The organism is Burkholderia sp. PR2 (genome assembly GCF_052372875.1).
GTDB lineage: Bacteria > Pseudomonadota > Gammaproteobacteria > Burkholderiales > Burkholderiaceae > Burkholderia > Burkholderia diffusa.
Genome location: NZ_JBQRWH010000001.1, coordinates 776,234 through 791,516, shown reverse-complemented (window position 1 = coordinate 791,516; position 15,283 = coordinate 776,234). Strand labels below are relative to the sequence as shown.

13 protein-coding genes are annotated in these 15,283 nt (G+C 69.0%); 5 read left to right on the top strand and 8 right to left on the bottom strand.

Annotation, left to right across the window (positions count from 1 at the left end):
* Window positions 1-102: 102 nt before the first annotated feature.
* Both ACT2FV_RS03550 and ACT2FV_RS03545 read right to left on the bottom strand, forming a co-directional pair.
* Window positions 103-1,671, bottom strand: coding sequence for a trypsin-like peptidase domain-containing protein (locus tag ACT2FV_RS03550; protein ID WP_151047358.1), 1,569 nt, complete (start codon window positions 1,669-1,671; stop codon window positions 103-105).
* A 248-nt stretch (window positions 1,672-1,919) separates the two neighbouring features.
* A complete protein-coding gene (locus ACT2FV_RS03545) occupies window positions 1,920-2,792 on the bottom strand; it encodes a LysR family transcriptional regulator (RefSeq protein WP_151047360.1) in 873 nt (290 codons plus the stop codon).
* 131 nt (window positions 2,793-2,923) lie between these two features.
* Here ACT2FV_RS03545 and ACT2FV_RS03540 point away from each other — a divergent pair, with 131 nt between their 5' ends.
* Entirely contained in the window at window positions 2,924-4,177 is a 1,254-nt protein-coding gene (locus ACT2FV_RS03540) for an MFS transporter (protein ID WP_444503215.1), read from the top strand.
* Window positions 4,178-4,224: 47 nt separating this feature from the next.
* Here ACT2FV_RS03540 and pdxR read toward each other — a convergent pair whose 3' ends face one another.
* The gene (gene pdxR / locus ACT2FV_RS03535; protein ID WP_444503214.1) at window positions 4,225-5,697 is read right to left on the bottom strand and encodes a MocR-like pyridoxine biosynthesis transcription factor PdxR; all 1,473 of its coding nucleotides are present in this window, start codon (window positions 5,695-5,697) and stop codon (window positions 4,225-4,227) included.
* Window positions 5,698-5,858: 161 nt separating this feature from the next.
* Here pdxR and ACT2FV_RS03530 point away from each other — a divergent pair, with 161 nt between their 5' ends.
* The gene (locus tag ACT2FV_RS03530; RefSeq protein WP_444503213.1) at window positions 5,859-7,058 is read left to right on the top strand and encodes a GNAT family N-acetyltransferase; all 1,200 of its coding nucleotides are present in this window, start codon (window positions 5,859-5,861) and stop codon (window positions 7,056-7,058) included.
* Between the two features lie 23 nt (window positions 7,059-7,081).
* Here the strand turns inward: ACT2FV_RS03530 and ACT2FV_RS03525 are convergent, their stop codons facing one another.
* Window positions 7,082-7,564, bottom strand: a complete 483-nt coding sequence (locus ACT2FV_RS03525) for a DUF3331 domain-containing protein (RefSeq protein WP_444503212.1) — start codon at window positions 7,562-7,564, stop codon at window positions 7,082-7,084.
* A 563-nt stretch (window positions 7,565-8,127) separates the two neighbouring features.
* Here ACT2FV_RS03525 and ACT2FV_RS03520 point away from each other — a divergent pair.
* The 3 genes from ACT2FV_RS03520 (at window position 8,128) to ACT2FV_RS03510 (ending at window position 11,009) form a co-directional block, all read left to right on the top strand.
* Window positions 8,128-9,192 carry a 2,3-butanediol dehydrogenase gene (locus ACT2FV_RS03520; protein WP_124622977.1) on the top strand — a complete coding sequence of 355 codons (1,065 nt, stop codon included), beginning with the start codon at window positions 8,128-8,130 and terminating at the stop codon, window positions 9,190-9,192.
* A 221-nt stretch (window positions 9,193-9,413) separates the two neighbouring features.
* The gene (locus tag ACT2FV_RS03515; RefSeq protein WP_059607286.1) at window positions 9,414-10,070 is read left to right on the top strand and encodes a VC0807 family protein; all 657 of its coding nucleotides are present in this window, start codon (window positions 9,414-9,416) and stop codon (window positions 10,068-10,070) included.
* A gap of 72 nt (window positions 10,071-10,142) precedes the next feature.
* Entirely contained in the window at window positions 10,143-11,009 is an 867-nt protein-coding gene (locus ACT2FV_RS03510; protein ID WP_174919858.1) for a CPBP family intramembrane glutamic endopeptidase, read from the top strand.
* A gap of 52 nt (window positions 11,010-11,061) precedes the next feature.
* Here ACT2FV_RS03510 and ACT2FV_RS03505 read toward each other — a convergent pair whose 3' ends face one another.
* The 4 genes from ACT2FV_RS03505 to paaK form a co-directional block, all read right to left on the bottom strand.
* The gene (locus ACT2FV_RS03505; RefSeq protein WP_151049828.1) at window positions 11,062-12,042 is read right to left on the bottom strand and encodes an aldo/keto reductase; all 981 of its coding nucleotides are present in this window, start codon (window positions 12,040-12,042) and stop codon (window positions 11,062-11,064) included.
* A gap of 232 nt (window positions 12,043-12,274) precedes the next feature.
* Entirely contained in the window at window positions 12,275-12,949 is a 675-nt protein-coding gene (locus ACT2FV_RS03500) for a MarC family protein (RefSeq protein WP_059607280.1), read from the bottom strand.
* A gap of 120 nt (window positions 12,950-13,069) precedes the next feature.
* Entirely contained in the window at window positions 13,070-13,870 is an 801-nt protein-coding gene (locus ACT2FV_RS03495) for an enoyl-CoA hydratase-related protein (RefSeq protein ID WP_151049830.1), read from the bottom strand.
* Between the two features lie 38 nt (window positions 13,871-13,908).
* The gene (gene paaK, locus ACT2FV_RS03490; protein WP_444503211.1) at window positions 13,909-15,231 is read right to left on the bottom strand and encodes a phenylacetate--CoA ligase PaaK; all 1,323 of its coding nucleotides are present in this window, start codon (window positions 15,229-15,231) and stop codon (window positions 13,909-13,911) included.
* Window positions 15,232-15,283: the final 52 nt, after the last annotated feature.

Below are 15,283 nucleotides of genomic sequence, written 5' to 3'. Positions count from 1 at the left end.
GATGGCGGAGGTGTAGCCGCCTTACAAACATCCGGTCAAACGCCTTCGTGAGTGACGCCTCTGGCCGCACACCGACGCTCTTCCCACCCTCCCGTCAACACCCTACCGCGCACGCACCGACACGAACTTCCGCGCATTCTCGCGCTGGATCAGCACCGCGATCACACCGCCTTTCGCTTCGAGCGACTGCACGTCGTCCGGCGTTTCGAGCAGCGTGTCGTTGAGCTCGAGCACGACGTCGCCCGGACGGATGCCCGCGTTCGCGGCCGGCCCGCGCACCGCATCCACCATCATCCCGACCGCGAGCCCGGTCGAACGCCGTTCGGCGTCGCTCAGCGGATGCATCGTCAGCCCAAGCCGATCGCCGCTGTCAGCCGGCCGCGCGGCCGCCATCGCCACGCCGGCGGCACCGCCCGCGCCAACCGTGCCCGCGCTGCCCGCCGCACTCGCGTTGTCGATCGCGTCGCCGGTCGCCGCGCCGGTGACCGTCAGCATCATCGGCGCGCGGTTGCGGATCAGCCGCACCGGCGCCTTTGCACCTGGCGGCAATGCGGCGGCCAGGTCGTTCAGTTCGGCCGACTGGCCAATCGGCTTGTCGCCGAACTTGACGATCACGTCGCCGGGCCTCACGCCCGCCGCGGCGGCCGGCGAGCCGGGATCGACGCCGTTGACGAGCGCGCCCGCCGGACGCGGCAGGCCGAACGCAGCGGCCAGCCCGACGCCGACGTCCTGTACGTCGACGCCGAGCGCGTTGCCGGACGACGCGCGCTGCGCCTGCGCATTGGCGCGGCTCTGTGCCTGCACCTGCGCACGCACCTTCACGGCGAGCGCGATCGGGATCGCGAACGTCGTGCTCGCGTACCGGTCGGCGCCCGTATAGACCTGTACCGCGATGCCGATCACGTCGCCCGCGCGGTTGAACACGGGGCCGCCCGAGTTGTCGGGATTCACCGCGATGTCGGTCTGGAAGAACGGAAACCCGCTGCCGTCCGGCAGCGCATGCGACGTCGCGCTGATGATGCCGGCCGTGACCGTGTTGCCAGAGCCGTCCGGCGCACCCATCGTCATCACCGGTTCGCCGGCGCGCACCCTCGACGAATCGCCGATGCGCACGACCGGCAGCTTCGTCGCGTCGACGCGCAGCACGGCGACGTCGCTCTGCGGATCGACGGCCAGCACCGTCGCCTTCAGGTCGCGACGATCGGCCAGTCGCACCGTGACATCGGTCGCATCGTCGACGACATGCGCGGACGTGAGGATCAGCCCGTCGGCGCTGACGATGAAGCCCGACCCGCTGCCCGACAGCGTGCGCGGCGACGTATCGGGCGCCGGCGCCAGTGGACCTTGTGCGGACGCCGGCGGACCGCCGCGGCGGAAGAACGCGGCAAGCGGATCGTCGGAATCGAGAATCGCGAAGGACGGACCACCGGCCTGCTGGTCGGGCGCGGCGGTCATGATGGTGACGACCGCCGGACCGTAACGGTCGACGATCGCCGGGAAGTCGACCGGCATCGAGTGAGGCGATGCGGCGAGCCGGTTCTTCATGACAGGCGGTATGGCGGGCGGTGCGGCGGCTCCGGCAACAGCTGGCGATGGCGACAGCAACGAGGCGAATACGCCCCCGATCAACGCGGTGCGAAGCACGGCGCGAGCAAGCGTCTGGCGAACCACGGTGCACCTCCCCCGGCAGTCGCGGCGCCGCCCCGCGCGCCACGCGCGGGCGCCCGACAAGCACCGGTACACCCCTCCATTTATAGTCCAAGCAGCATCCGGAACATACGAATCGAAACCCGCATGCCGGGTCGTCACGCGACGGCGGAGCCGCGACAGCGTTCGTTCCGGGCAAAGTTCACGGTTCGTCAATCAGAATATCCACCCGATACCGCGGCGATGCGCACGACGACGTGCGTCCCGCGCTACTAGGCCAGCAGCAGAAAGTTTCGCACCACCGCCGACGGATCGTCGCGTCGCGATGCAATCGCGAGCCTCGCGCGCAGCCCGTTACCCGCAACCTGCCGATACACGACGCCTGCGACCCGCACCTGCGTGATCGCCTTTGGCACGATCGACACGCCGAGCCCGGCCGCGACGAGCGTCACCGCCGACGCGATTTGCGGCGCGGGCTGCGCCATGCGCGGCTGGAAGCCGGCGGCATTGCACGCCGCGACGATGTCGTCGAACAGCGCACTGCCCGCTTCGCGCGGCACCTGCACGAACGCCTCGTCGGCCAGTTCCGCCAGATCGATCCGACGCCGCTGCGCGAGGCGATGCGCGACCGGCATCGCGACGAACATCGGCTCCTCGTCCCAGTCCGCTGCCCGCAACGTTTCCGCGATACGACGCTCCGGACGCACGATCGCGACATCGAGCCGCCCGGCTTCCAGCGCCTCGAGCAACACGCCGGAGGTCGCCTCCTGCAACGTCAGGTCCGTATCCGGAAACGCTTCGCGAAAGCGGCGAATCAGATCGGCCACTTTCGAGTTGAAGGCGGCCGTCCCCGTGAATCCGACCCGCAGTTGCCCGATTTCCCCACGCGCGGCCCGTTTTGCCGCCCGCGCCGCGCGCTCCGCATCGTCGAGCACGCGCCGTGCCTCTTCCGCGAACACCTCTCCCGCAACGGTCAGCTCGGCACCGCGTGCGGTCCGCCTGAACAGCTCCACGCCGAGTTCGTTCTCGAGCGCCTTGATCTGCTGGCTCAGCGGCGGCTGCCCCATGCCGAGCGCCTCCGCGGCCTTGGTGAAGTTCAACGTGGCCGCCACGGCCAGGAAGTATCGGAGATGTCGAAGTTCCATGTGATCTCGGTCGACGGAAATGGCGATCCAGCCATTCGCAAAAGGTATTGCTACGGTTCATTTCATATATTGGACATATATATGACCGTGCGCAAGAATTCGGCTATTCCGCAGCCCATCGGGTCCCTACCATGTCGAATCCCGCGATTTCGTCCGCCGCGACGCGCGCCCCGAGCGCCGCGCCGGATGCGCTGCCCGCCGGCGTGTCGCCCCGCTCGGCGGCCTACAAGCGCATCGCACTGGCACTCTTCCTGGCCGGCTTTTCCACCTTCTCGCTGTTGTACTGCGTGCAGCCGCTGCTGCCTGCGTTCGCGCGCGAGTTCAACCTGGGCGCGGCGTCGAGCTCGCTATCCCTGTCGCTGTCGACGGGGATGCTGGCGGTCTCCATCCTGTGCGCCGGCGCGCTGTCCGAACGCTTCGGCCGACGCGGGCTGATGTTTGCGTCGATGACGCTCGCGGCACTGTTCAACGTGCTCTCGGCGATCGCGCCGAACTGGAACCTGCTGCTGATCTGGCGCGCGCTCGAAGGTTTCGCGCTCGGCGGCGTTCCGGCAGTGGCGATGGCCTATCTCGCCGAGGAAATCGCCGCCGACGGGCTGGGCCTGTCGATGGGTCTTTATGTCGGCGGCACCGCGTTCGGCGGCATGATCGGGCGAATCGGGATGAGCGCGCTCGAGGAGTATTTCTCCTGGCGCACCGCGATGCTGACGATCGGCATCGTCGACCTCATCGCGTCGGTCGCGTTCGTGATGCTGCTGCCGCAGTCGCGACGCTTCGTGAAGCGAACCGACCTGACGGTGCGTCACCATCTGCGGCTGTGGAACGCGCAGTTGCATCATGCGCGGCTGCCGTTCGTATTCGCGGTCGGCTTCCTCATGATGGGCGCGTTCGTGACCGTATACAACTACGCCGGGTTCCGGCTGATGGCCGCGCCGTTCAACCTGAGCGCGACCGCATGCGGGCTGATCTTCGGCGCCTACCTGTTCGGGATGGTGTCTTCATCGAGCGCCGGTGCACTCGCCGATCGTCTCGGGCGCGCACCCGTCCTCATCAGCGGCATTCTCGTGTTCGCGGCCGGCCTGGCGCTGACGCTGTCGCATTCGCTCGTCGCGATCATCGTCGGGATCGTGCTGATCACGATCGGCTTCTTCGTCGCGCATGCGGTCGCGAGCGGCTGGGTTGGCCACCTTGCGGGTTCCGCGAAGGGGCATGCCGCGTCGCTCTACCTGCTGGCCTATTACCTCGGGTCGAGCGTGCTGGGCTCGGTCGGCGGCACGTTCTGGCAACACGGTGCGTGGTCTGCGGTCGCCGCGTATGTCGCGGTGCTGCTCGTGCTCGGCCTGGCGGCTGCCCGCCGGATCATGCGCGAGGAACGCGTGCGGTAAGTTCCGATTCGCCCGCTTCGCCTCCCGGCAATGCGCAGCGACGCGACTCAATCGCCCGCGACCCGATACGCGATCGTCGACAACGTCCGCAGCATCGGCGCGAACGCATCGGCCGACGTATTGCCGAACCCGAGCACCAGCCCGTTGGCCGCCGACGTCGCATGGATCGAAAAACCCGACAGCGGAAACGGCCCTATCCCGTGCACGCGCGCCGCCTCGACGATCGCGCGGTCGCGATAGCGTGCCGGCAGCCGCAGCGCCAGATGCAGCCCGCACGGCCCGCCCTCGACCTGATGCGGCACGGCGAACGCGTCGTCCAGCGCGGCGAGCAGCAAGCGCCGCCGGTCGCGATACAGCCGGCGCATCCGCCCGAGATGCCGTCCGTACTCGCCCGTCTCGATGAAATCGGCGAGCGCGAGCTGCACGTGGCGCGTCCCACCGCGCAGCATCTCCGGCAACGCCGGCCGCACCGCGGCCAGCAGCGCGTCGGGCAGCACGAGAAAACCGATCCGCAACGCCGGAAACATCGTCTTGCTGAACGAGCCGAGATAGACGACCGGCGAGTCGGCCGCGAGCCCGTGCAACGCGCCGATCGGCTCGCCGGTATGCCGAAACTCGCTGTCGTAATCGTCCTCGATGATCCACGCGCGATGCTGGCGTGCGGCGTCGATCAGTGCAAGCCGGCGCGAGATCGACAGCACCGCGCCGGTCGGGAACTGGTTCGACGGCGTGGTGTAGACGAGCCGGGGCGGCCGCTCGCGCCAGTTCGCGTCCTCCGCGCGCAGCCCCTCCGCGTCGACCGGCATCGGCACGACATCGAGATCGGCCGCCTGCATCGCGGTGCGCGCGCCGCGATAGCCGGGCTCCTCGACCCAGACCGTATCGCCCGGGTTCGTCAGCAGTTGCGCGCACAACGCGATTGCACCCTGCGCGCCCTCGGTGATCACGATCTGCTCGGGATCGCAGCGCACGCCGCGCGTCACGGCCAGATGGCGCGCGATCGACTCGCGCAGTGCGCGCTCGCCGAGCGGGTCGCCGTACGCGAGCAGGTCGCGGCCGGCGCGGCGCAACGCGCGGTCGGTTGCGTGCCGCCACGCATCGACCGGGAAATGCGACAGCGCGGGCACGCCCGGCCGGAAGCCGTCCGATTCGCCGGTGCCGATCAGGCTCGGACGGATCCGGCCGAGCCGCTGCGCAACGGTCGGCGGTGCGGCCCGCCGACGAGGCGCGGCCGGCCGCGACAGGCCGACCACGCGCGTGCCGCGACGATCGGATTGCAGGAATCCTTCGGCGACGAGCTGCTCGTAGACCGCCGCCGTCGTGTTGCGCGACACGCCGAGCGTCTCGGCCAGCGCACGCGTGCCGGGCAGCCGCGTGCCGGCCGGCATCGCGCCGCCGAGAATCGCATCGCGCACGCGGCGCAGCAACTGCCGCTGCAAGGAAGGCGCTCCGGCCGTGCGCGCGAGCGGCGCGTCGAGCGGCAGCAGTGGCGCGGCACCGGAAGGAATGGCAGTCGTCATCGGAATATCGCGGCGTGGAAGTCTCGGTGCATGGCGCCATGGTCGCGCCTTCGTGGCACCATAAATTTGCCATCGTCTGGCGCTTCTCATGGTACCTCGCCGGGACTACGATCGTCTGCATGCCGGCATGTCGCCGGCCGCCAACCGAAGCGAGATCGACCTTGTCCACGCTCACCAACGACTTCCAGCAGCCCATCGGCCACCCCGTTCCCGACTGGTCCGCGCGCGCGCGCCCGGAGCGCATCGTGCTCGAGGGCCGCTACTGCCGCCTCGAACCGCTCGACGCCGACCGCCATGCCGCCGACCTGTACGCCGCATATGCGCAGGCGCCCGACGGCGGCGACTGGACCTATCTCGCGCACGGGCCGTACGCCGACGAGTCGAGCTACCGCGACTACGCGCGCGGCGCGGCGGCGAGCGCCGATCCGCTGCACTACACGGTGATCGACCGCGCGACGAACCGCGCGGTCGGCACGCTCGCGCTGATGCGCATCGACCCGGCCAACGGCGTAATCGAGGTCGGCTCCGTCACGTTCTCGCCGCGGCTCAAGCGCACGCCGATTTCGACGGAAGCGCAGTACCTGCTGATGAAGTACGCGTTCGACACGCTCGGCTACCGCCGCTACGAATGGAAGTGCGACGCGCTCAACGAGCCGTCGCGCAAGGCGGCCGCGCGGCTCGGCTTCCGTTACGAGGGCACGTTCCGGCAGGCGATCATCTACAAGGGCCGCAATCGCGACACGGCATGGTTCTCGATCATCGACGGCGAATGGCCGGACGTGCGCGCCGCGTTCGAAGCGTGGCTCGCGCCGGAAAACTTCGACGCCAGCGGTACGCAACGCGAGTCGCTCGTTACGATCCGCCACGCGCGGGCGCGGGCGCGCGACGCAGCCAGCCGTGCGAACGACGCGACGCGCGTCACGGTCCGACCGCTCGTCGCCGCCGACGAAGCCGCGTGGCGCCCGCTGTGGCAGGGTTACCAGCGGTTCTACGAGACCGCGCTGAGCGACGCCGTGTTCGCGACGACGTGGGCGCGCCTGATGGATCCCGCCGAACCGATGTTCGCGCTCGGCGCCTTCGATGCGTCGGGTACGTTGGTCGGCATCGTGCACGCGATCTATCACCGCTCATGCTGGACCGAAGGGCCGTACTGCTATCTGCAGGACCTGTTCACGGCGGCCGACGCACGCGGACAAGGCGCGGGCGGTGCGCTGATCGAGGCCGTGTACGAGCGGGCCCGCGAAGCCGGCGCGAGCCGCGTGTACTGGCTCACGCACGAAACCAATACGACCGCGCGCGTGCTGTACGACAAGCTTGCGACCAACGCGGGGTTCATTCAGTACCGGAAAGATCTCAAGTAACGCGCGGGTGCAACCGGTCGCGCTCAGCCCAGGGCGTCGACCGGATCCGTCGCCTCGCCGCAGGCTGGTGCAACGTGACGCGCGGCGCCGGCCGCAGGCGGCACCGACGCGGGGTGGATCATCTCGTCGCCGTTGACGGGCACCGGCCGCCGCACCGGCCGGTACACCGGTTCACCCGGCTCGATCGCCTGCCCCGAGATCGCGCAGCGGCCCGCCTGCAACGCGACGCGCAAGCGCCAGCGTTGCTCGCCGTAATGGCAGCGCCCGCTTTCGCTCCAGCGCACCAGCAAGCCGTCGTCGCCAGCTTCCAGCACCGACACGAACAGTTGCGGCCGCAACGGTGAAACGCCGGGTGCGACAGGCTCCGGAGATGACGCAAGACCGGCGCGCTCCGGCGGCCGGGCCACCCCGACCTCTGCCGGCAGCGGCATCGCGTCCCGCTCGTCGGCTACCAGCATGTGGGGCGACACGTACCCGCAGATCAGGCTTTCGATGAAGTTTGGCATGCTGGACGACCTTCAGTGAAGATTGAAACGAGCCGCGCCGCGCTCGGCCCTTCGCGCAGCAGCGCCGGCCGATTCGGTCATGCGCCGCCTCCGGTGCCACCGCCGCGCACGCATGCGATCGGACATTGCCGCAGATGATACAAATTGAACTTGACTTCAAGTAAAGGGGGTGTGCGCGCAACGATGCGTTTCACCGATCGGCACAATGGGCTGGCACGACGGTGGTGGAAGCGCAGCCACCCAGCCACGCGTCTCACGTTTCGTCTCAATCCGCTGAGACGAATGTCCCGGTGTCTCACCCGCCCCAACCCGTCGCAAGCGCAGCAAATTTCACGCACGATTCGCTCTGCACACGCTGATACCAGCTCAAGGCCAGTTGCTGCACCGCACACCGCCCCTCCGGCTCCGTCACCACCCGACCGCCCGTTCGGGCTGGCCCCGTTCCTGCATGTCGGTCGCTCGCGCAATCGCGCGACGGACGCATCAGCCCCTTGCCGCGCGTCCGACAACAACCTGACGGAGACAGCAACGTGAGTACACCGGCACCGAACACCGCTCCCAGCATGAAGGCCGCCGTCTGGCACGGCCGCAACGACATCCGCGTCGAGGAGGTTCCCGTTCCGGCGCATCCGCCGGCCGGCTGGGTCCAGATCCGCGTGCACTGGTGCGGGATCTGCGGCTCCGACCTGCACGAGTACGTCGCCGGGCCCGTGTTCATCCCCGTCGACGCGCCGCATCCGCTGACGGGCCTGAAGGGACAGTGCATCCTCGGCCACGAATTCAGCGGAGAAATCGCGGCGCTCGGCGCCGGCGTGACGGGCTTCGCGGTCGGCGAGCGCGTGACGGCCGACGCGTGCCAGCATTGCGGCACCTGCTGGTATTGCCGGCACGGGCTGTACAACATCTGCGAGAACCTCGCGTTCACCGGGCTGATGAACAACGGCGCGTTCGCCGAATTCGTCAACGTGCCGGCCGAACTGCTGTACAAGCTGCCCGACGACTTCCCGACCGAGGCCGGCGCGCTGATCGAGCCGCTCGCGGTCGGGCTGCATGCGGTGAAGAAGGCCGGCAACATCGTCGGCCAGACCGTCGTCGTGGTCGGCGCCGGCACGATCGGCCTGTGCACAATCATGTGCGCGAAGGCCGCGGGCGCCGGACGCGTGATCGCGCTGGAAATGTCGGCCGCGCGCAAGCAGAAGGCGCTGGAAGTCGGCGCGACGGTCGTGATCGACCCGAAGGCGTCCGACGCGATCGCGGAAGTCAAGGCGCTGACGGGCGGCTACGGTGCCGACGTGTCGTTCGAGTGCATCGGGCACACGGCCACCGCGCAGCTTGCGATCGATGTGATCCGCAAGGCCGGCAAGTCGGTGATGGTCGGCATCTTCGAGGAGCCGACGTCGTTCAACTTCTTCGACATCGTGTCGACCGAGAAGGAAGTGATCGGATCGCTCGCGTACAACGGCGAATTCGCGGACGTGATCCGCTTCATCGCGGACGGCCGCATCGACGTGCAGCCGCTGATCACCGGACGCATCAACCTCGGCGACATCGTCACGCATGGCTTCGAGGAACTGGTCAACCACAAGGATCGGAACGTGAAGATCATCGTCCAGCCCGCGAACGCCTGACGAACCTCGGACCGGCCGATGACCGCCGCGTGCCGGACGGACGCGGCGCCGAACGGTGCCGGGGCAACCCCTGTCGCCGCCGCGACGCCCGCCCGGCCGGTACATGTTCCCGCCCGTTCTCGGTGCGCGCGCAACGGCACCGGGCGCGGGCGCGCGGGGTCGGACTTCGATATACTCGAAGCGACATCACCGCCCCGCGCGCCGCCCGCGCACCCGCTTCCGTGAAACCACGAGCCGGCCTGATCCTCGAACTCGTCGTCAACCTGCTGCTGCCCTGGGTCGCATACCGGGTGGCGCATCCGTATTTCGGCGAAACCGGTGCGCTGTATGCGTCGGCGATTCCGCCCATCGTCTGGTCCGTCGTCGAATTCATCCGCTCGCGCCGCATCGATGCGGTGGCTGCCGTCGTGCTGCTCGGCATCGCGCTGTCGATCGCCGGCATGGCGCTCGGGGGCAGCGCGCGCACGTTGCTGATGCGCGAATCGCTCGCGTCCGGCACGATCGGCGTCGTATTCCTGCTGTCGTTGTTCCGCGATCGTCCGCTGATCTTCTATCTCGCGCGCGCGACGGTGGCCCGCGAGATGGCCGGCGGCGCCGCGCGTTTCGAGGCGGTCTGGGCCGAGCAGCCTGGGCTGCGCCAGATGCTGCGGCTGATGACCTTCGTGTGGGGCGCGTGCATGACGCTCGAGATGCTGCTGCGCCTGTGGATGGTCGTCACATGGCCCGTCGAGCGCGTGCTCGTCGTGTCGCCGATCATGGGCTACACAGTGTTCGGCACGCTGCTGCTGTGGACCTTCTGGTACCGGCGGCGAATGCGCGAGCGCAACCGCGTCGACATCCCTGGCCGCGACGGCGTCACCGAAATCGCCGGCCGCTGACTGCCCGCCCCGCGGCATGTCACGGCCGCTAGGGTATGATGCGCGGCGTTTCGTCCGACCCTGCATCGCCCCATGTCTCTCTCGCTTCTCCCGTGTGCCACGATCTGGCTCGCGCTGTTCGCGGCCGCTGCATTCGCGTGGCAGCGCCCGCTGCACGTCCTGAGCATCGCCCTTGCCGCGCTCGGCTATGCCGCTGCGCTGGCGTTCGGCAAGCTCGAGCCGATCGTGCTCGCGCCGATCGCGCTGCTCGTGGCCGCCGCCTGGGGCGTCGCGCCGGGCCGTCCGTTCGCGGTGCGGATCGGCGCGCATGTCGTGTTCGCCGCGCTCGCGATCGCGTTGACCCTGCACCTGATCCCCGGCTTCCACAATCCGCGCGTGATCGCGCCGACGCGTTTCACGCCGGATGCCGTGCCGTTCACGATGTATCTGAATTTCGACAAGCCGCTCGTCGGCCTGTGGCTGCTGTGGGCGCTGCCGTGGACCGCGCCGGACGTCCCGCCGGCGCGCGCGTTGCGCACCGGTGCCGTGGCGGCCGTCGCGACGGCGGCCGCCTGCCTGGCCGGCGCGCTCGCCTTCGGGATGGTCGGCTGGGCGCCGAAATGGCCGGCGTCCGGCTGGATGTGGCTCGTCAACAACGTGCTGCTCGTCACGCTCGCCGAGGAAGCGCTGTTCCGAGGTTACGTGCAGGGTGGACTCACGCGCGTGCTCGGACGGTTCGGATGGGGACCATGGGCCGCGCTTGCGATCGGCGCGGTGCTGTTCGGCGCCGCGCACGCGGCCGGCGGCTGGCCCTGGATCGTGCTCGGCACGGTGGCCGGCTTCGGCTACGGTCTCGCCTGGCGGCGCGGCGGGCTGCTCGCGTCCGCGCTCGCGCATGCGGGGCTGAACGCGATCCACTTCGGGTTGTTCACCTACCCGATGCTCGCCGCCGCGCGCTGAACGCCGTGCGCGACGGGGCGGCGGCGGCAGGCCGCCGGTTTCGCGCGGTTGATCAGTTGAAGCCAGCCACCGCGTGCGGCACGTAAGGGCCTTCAAGCGCCGCGATTTCGTCGTCCGTCAGCTTCAGTTGCAGTGCCCCGAGCGCATCGTCCAGATGATGCGGCTTCGAGATGCCGACGATCGGTGCGGTAACGCCGGGCTTGTGCGCGACCCACGCGAGCGCGACCTGCGCACGCGGCACGTTACGCGCGGCGGCGATCGCGGCAACGGCCTCGACGACCGCGCGATCGGCATCGGCCGTCGCGTCGTAGAGCCGTTGGCCGACGTCGTCGCTCTGCTGCCGGCCGGACGACTCGTCCCAGTTGCGCGTCAGCCGACCTCGCGCGAGCGGGCTCCACGGAATCACCGCGACGCCTTCGGCCTCGCACAGCGGCAGCATTTCCCGCTCCTCCTCGCGATACAGCAGGTTCAGATGGTTCTGCATGCTGACGAAGCGGGTCCAACCATTCTGCTTCGACGTATACAGCGCCTTCGCGAACTGCCACGCGAACATCGACGACGCGCCGATGTAGCGCGCCTTGCCGGCCTTCACGACGTCGTGCAGCGCCTCGAGCGTCTCCTCGATCGGCGTGCCGTAATCCCAGCGGTGGATCTGGTACAGGTCGACGTAGTCGGTGCCGAGCCGCTTCAGGCTCTGGTCGATGTCGGTCATGATCGCCTTGCGCGACAACCCGGCGCCGTTCGGCCCCGGCCGCATCCGGTAGAACACCTTGGTCGCGATCACGACGTCGTCGCGCTTCGCGAAGTCGCGCAGCGCGCGGCCGACGATCTCCTCCGACGTGCCGTCCGAATACATGTTCGCGGTATCGAAGAAGTTGATGCCGGCCTCGATCGCGCGCTGGATGATCGGGCGGCTTTCCGCTTCCGGCAGCGTCCACGGATGCGTGCCGCGTGACGGCTCGCCGAACGTCATGCAGCCCAGCACCAGCTTCGACACGTCCATCCCGGTCGACCCGAATTTCACGTATTCCATCGCGCGCCTCGTCATTGAAGTGGGGTGACGGCCGGATGCGCGCCCCGGTTCGCCGCGCCGGGCGCGAACGCCGGGGGCATGCATCCGCCGGACGTCGCATGGTATCCCGCGGCGCGCAAACGCGTATCGGTGCGCTCGCGCTGCCGGCCAAGGCCGGACGGACGGACGAACGCCCCCCCGCAGCCCGGACACGTCGCTCGGGCCCGGGTTGCGCGTCCAATGACGAACGAAGTTACTTGATCTGGTCGGCGAGCGGCTGCAGGAATTCGGAGAAGCCGGTCAGCATGATCTGCACGCCGATGCACAACAGCAGGAACGCCGACACGCGCTTCGCGACCTTGGTGCCTTCGGTGCCGAGATAGCGCGAGAGTAGCGCGGCACGGCTGTAGGTCAGCCAAATGACGACCGCGACGAGCGCGGAAACCGCGATCGACACGATGCTCGACAGCATGAACTCCGACAGCTTGTGCGTGCGATTCGCGTTCAGCGCGATCGCGGTGGCGATCGAGCCGGGGCCGACCGTCAGCGGCATGGTCAGCGGGAAGAACGCGCGGGTCATGATCGCATTCGCATCGATCGGCTTGATCGGCGTATCGCCGCCGCCCGCCGGCCCGTCGGGCTCGTTCAGCATCTGCCAGCCCGCCACCGCGACCGCGAAACCACCGCCGATCCGCAGCGCTTCCATCGAGATCCCGAAGAAATGCAGCACCGGCGTACCGACGAAGAAAGCGACCAGCAACACGATGAACGCGTTGAACCCGACCTTCTTCGCGAGCAGGTTGCGCTCGTGCACGGTCAGCGCCTCGGTGCGCTCGAGAAACAGGAACGCGATGCCCATCGGGTTGATGATGCCGATCAGGCCGGTGAAGCCGAACAGGATCTCGGAGATAAGGCGATTGACGATCATCGGAAGCGAAGAAGCGGTCAGGGCTGGGCCGGCGGCGCGCCGGGGGTCACGCATTGTAGAGCAAGCGCCCGCGCCCGCGACGCAAATCGCGCCGCGGGCCCGACGGGCCGCGCCCCGCCCTTATTCGGCGACCGGCTCCCACGCCGGCGGCCGCTTCGCGAAGAACGCGGCGAAGCCCTCCTTCGCTTCGGGCGTCGCCCGCACGCGCGAGATCGTCTGCGCGGTGAACGCCGCGCGTTCGTCCGACGGCGGATACTCGCCGATCGCGTCGAAAAAGCGCTTGATCTCCATCAGTGCGTTCGGGCCATTGCGGCTCAGCTCGGCGAGCGTCTTGTCCAGCGCCGCGTCGAGTGCGTCGGGCGGCACGGCCTGGTGGATCAGCCCGATCGCGACGGCTTCGCCGGCCGCGAGCTGCGTCGCGGTCAGCGCGAGCCGGCGCGCCTGGCGCTGGCCGACCGCCTCGACCAGATACGGGCCGATCACCGACGGCAGGATCCCGAAACGTGCCTCGCTGACCGAGAAGCGCGCGTGATCGCTCGCGATCACGATGTCGCAGGCCGCGCACAGGCCGACGCCGCCGCCGAACGCGTGGCCCTGCACGCGCGCGACGGTCGGCTTCGGGCACTGCCGGATCGCCCGCATCATCGCGGCGAACCGCTCGGCGTCGCGCAGGTTCGCGGCCGCGTCGTTCGCGCTCGCGCGCTGCATCCACTGCAGGTCGGCACCCGCGCAGAACGCGCGGCCGTCCGAGCGCAGCACGATCGCGCGCACGTCGTCGCGCCCGCCGAGCGTCGTGAACGCGTCGGTCAGCTCGGCGATCATCGTCTCGTCGAACGCGTTGAGCACGTCACCGCGCTGCAGCGCGACGGTCGCGATGCCGCGCGCATCGACGGCGACAGCCAGGGTCTTCAATCCATCCATCGAACAGGTTTCCTCAGGTAGAACGGCAAACATCCGAATTACGCGGCCTGGCGGCGGTCGATCACGCGCCGGGCCTTGCCGGTCGCGCTCGCGGGAATCCCGCCGGCCGCCAGCACCGTCACGCCGGACGACACACCGACCATCGTCTTGATCCGGTGCTGCAGCTCGCGCGCGAGCGCCGCGCGATCGCTTTCGGTGACCGACGCGGCCGCTTCGGAGCGCAGTTCGACCGCGAGGTCGAGCCGGTCCATGTGACCGTCGCGCGACAGCGTGATCTGGAACTGGCCCGACAGCTGCGGCAGCGCCACGACGATCTCCTCGATCTGGCTCGGGAACACGTTCACGCCGCGCACGATCAGCATGTCGTCGGAGCGGCCGGTGATCTTCGCGAGACGGCGCATCGTGCGCGCGGTCGGCGGCAGCAGCGCGGTGAGGTCGCGCGTGCGGTAGCGGATCACCGGCATCGCTTCCTTCGTCAGCGACGTGAACACGAGCTCGCCCTGGCTGCCGTCCGGCAGCACTTCGCCGGTGACGGGATCGATGATCTCCGGGTAGAAATGGTCTTCCCAGATCACCGGGCCGTCCTTCGTCTCCACGCATTCGCATGCGACGCCCGGGCCCATCACTTCCGACAGCCCGTAGATGTCCAGCGCGTCGATGCCCACGCGCGTCTCCACTTCCTCGCGCAGCGCCTGCGTCCACGGCTCGGCGCCGAAGATGCCGATCTTCAGCGACGATTCGGCCGGGTCCATCCCCTGCCGCACCATCTCGTCGATCAGGTTCAGCATGTACGACGGCGTGACGAGAATGATCTTCGGCTCGAAATCGCGGATCAGCTGCACCTGCTTCTCGGTCTGGCCGCCCGACATCGGCACGACCATGCAGCCGAGCCGTTCCGCGCCGTAGTGAATCCCGAGACCGCCCGTGAAGAGCCCGTAGCCGAAGGCGTTGTGCAGCGTGTCGCCCGGGCTGCCACCGGCCGCGCGGATCGAGCGCGCGGTGACGTTCGCCCAGGTATCGATGTCGCGCGCGGTGTAGCCGACCACCGTCGGTTTGCCCGTCGTGCCGCTCGACGCGTGCACGCGCACGACCTGCTCGCGCGGCACCGCGAACAGCCCGAACGGATAGTTGTCGCGCAAATCGTTCTTGGTCGAAAACGGGAATTTCGCGAGATCGGCGAGCGACTTCAGGTCGTCCGGATGCACGCCCGCCGCATCGAACGTGCGGCGATAGTGCGGGACGTTGTCGTACGCGTGGCGCAGCGACCACTTGAGGCGCTCGAGCTGCAGCGCCTGCAGTTCGTCGCGGCTGGCGGTCTCGATCGGCTCGAGGGCGGCGGCGGGATGCGTCGGGTGAGTCATCGGGGTGCTCCTCCAATGGAGTGATGTCGTTATCGTGTTCGGGGTAACGGGG

Excerpts from the sequence above, each read along its gene's own strand:
- paaK (WP_444503211.1), bottom strand. The coding sequence starts at position 15,231 with ATGACTCACCCGACGCATCCCGCCGCCGCCCTCGAGCCGATCGAGACC.
- ACT2FV_RS03500 (WP_059607280.1), bottom strand. The coding sequence starts at position 12,949 with ATGATCGTCAATCGCCTTATCTCCGAGATCCTGTTCGGCTTCACCGGC.
- ACT2FV_RS03520 (WP_124622977.1), top strand. The coding sequence starts at position 8,128 with ATGAAGGCCGCCGTCTGGCACGGCCGCAACGACATCCGCGTCGAGGAG.
- ACT2FV_RS03540 (WP_444503215.1), top strand. The coding sequence starts at position 2,924 with ATGTCGAATCCCGCGATTTCGTCCGCCGCGACGCGCGCCCCGAGCGCC.
- pdxR (WP_444503214.1), bottom strand. The coding sequence starts at position 5,697 with ATGACGACTGCCATTCCTTCCGGTGCCGCGCCACTGCTGCCGCTCGAC.
- ACT2FV_RS03525 (WP_444503212.1), bottom strand. The coding sequence starts at position 7,564 with ATGCCAAACTTCATCGAAAGCCTGATCTGCGGGTACGTGTCGCCCCAC.
- ACT2FV_RS03505 (WP_151049828.1), bottom strand. The coding sequence starts at position 12,042 with ATGGAATACGTGAAATTCGGGTCGACCGGGATGGACGTGTCGAAGCTG.
- ACT2FV_RS03545 (WP_151047360.1), bottom strand. The coding sequence starts at position 2,792 with ATGGAACTTCGACATCTCCGATACTTCCTGGCCGTGGCGGCCACGTTG.
- ACT2FV_RS03510 (WP_174919858.1), top strand. The coding sequence starts at position 10,143 with ATGTCTCTCTCGCTTCTCCCGTGTGCCACGATCTGGCTCGCGCTGTTC.
- ACT2FV_RS03495 (WP_151049830.1), bottom strand. The coding sequence starts at position 13,870 with ATGGATGGATTGAAGACCCTGGCTGTCGCCGTCGATGCGCGCGGCATC.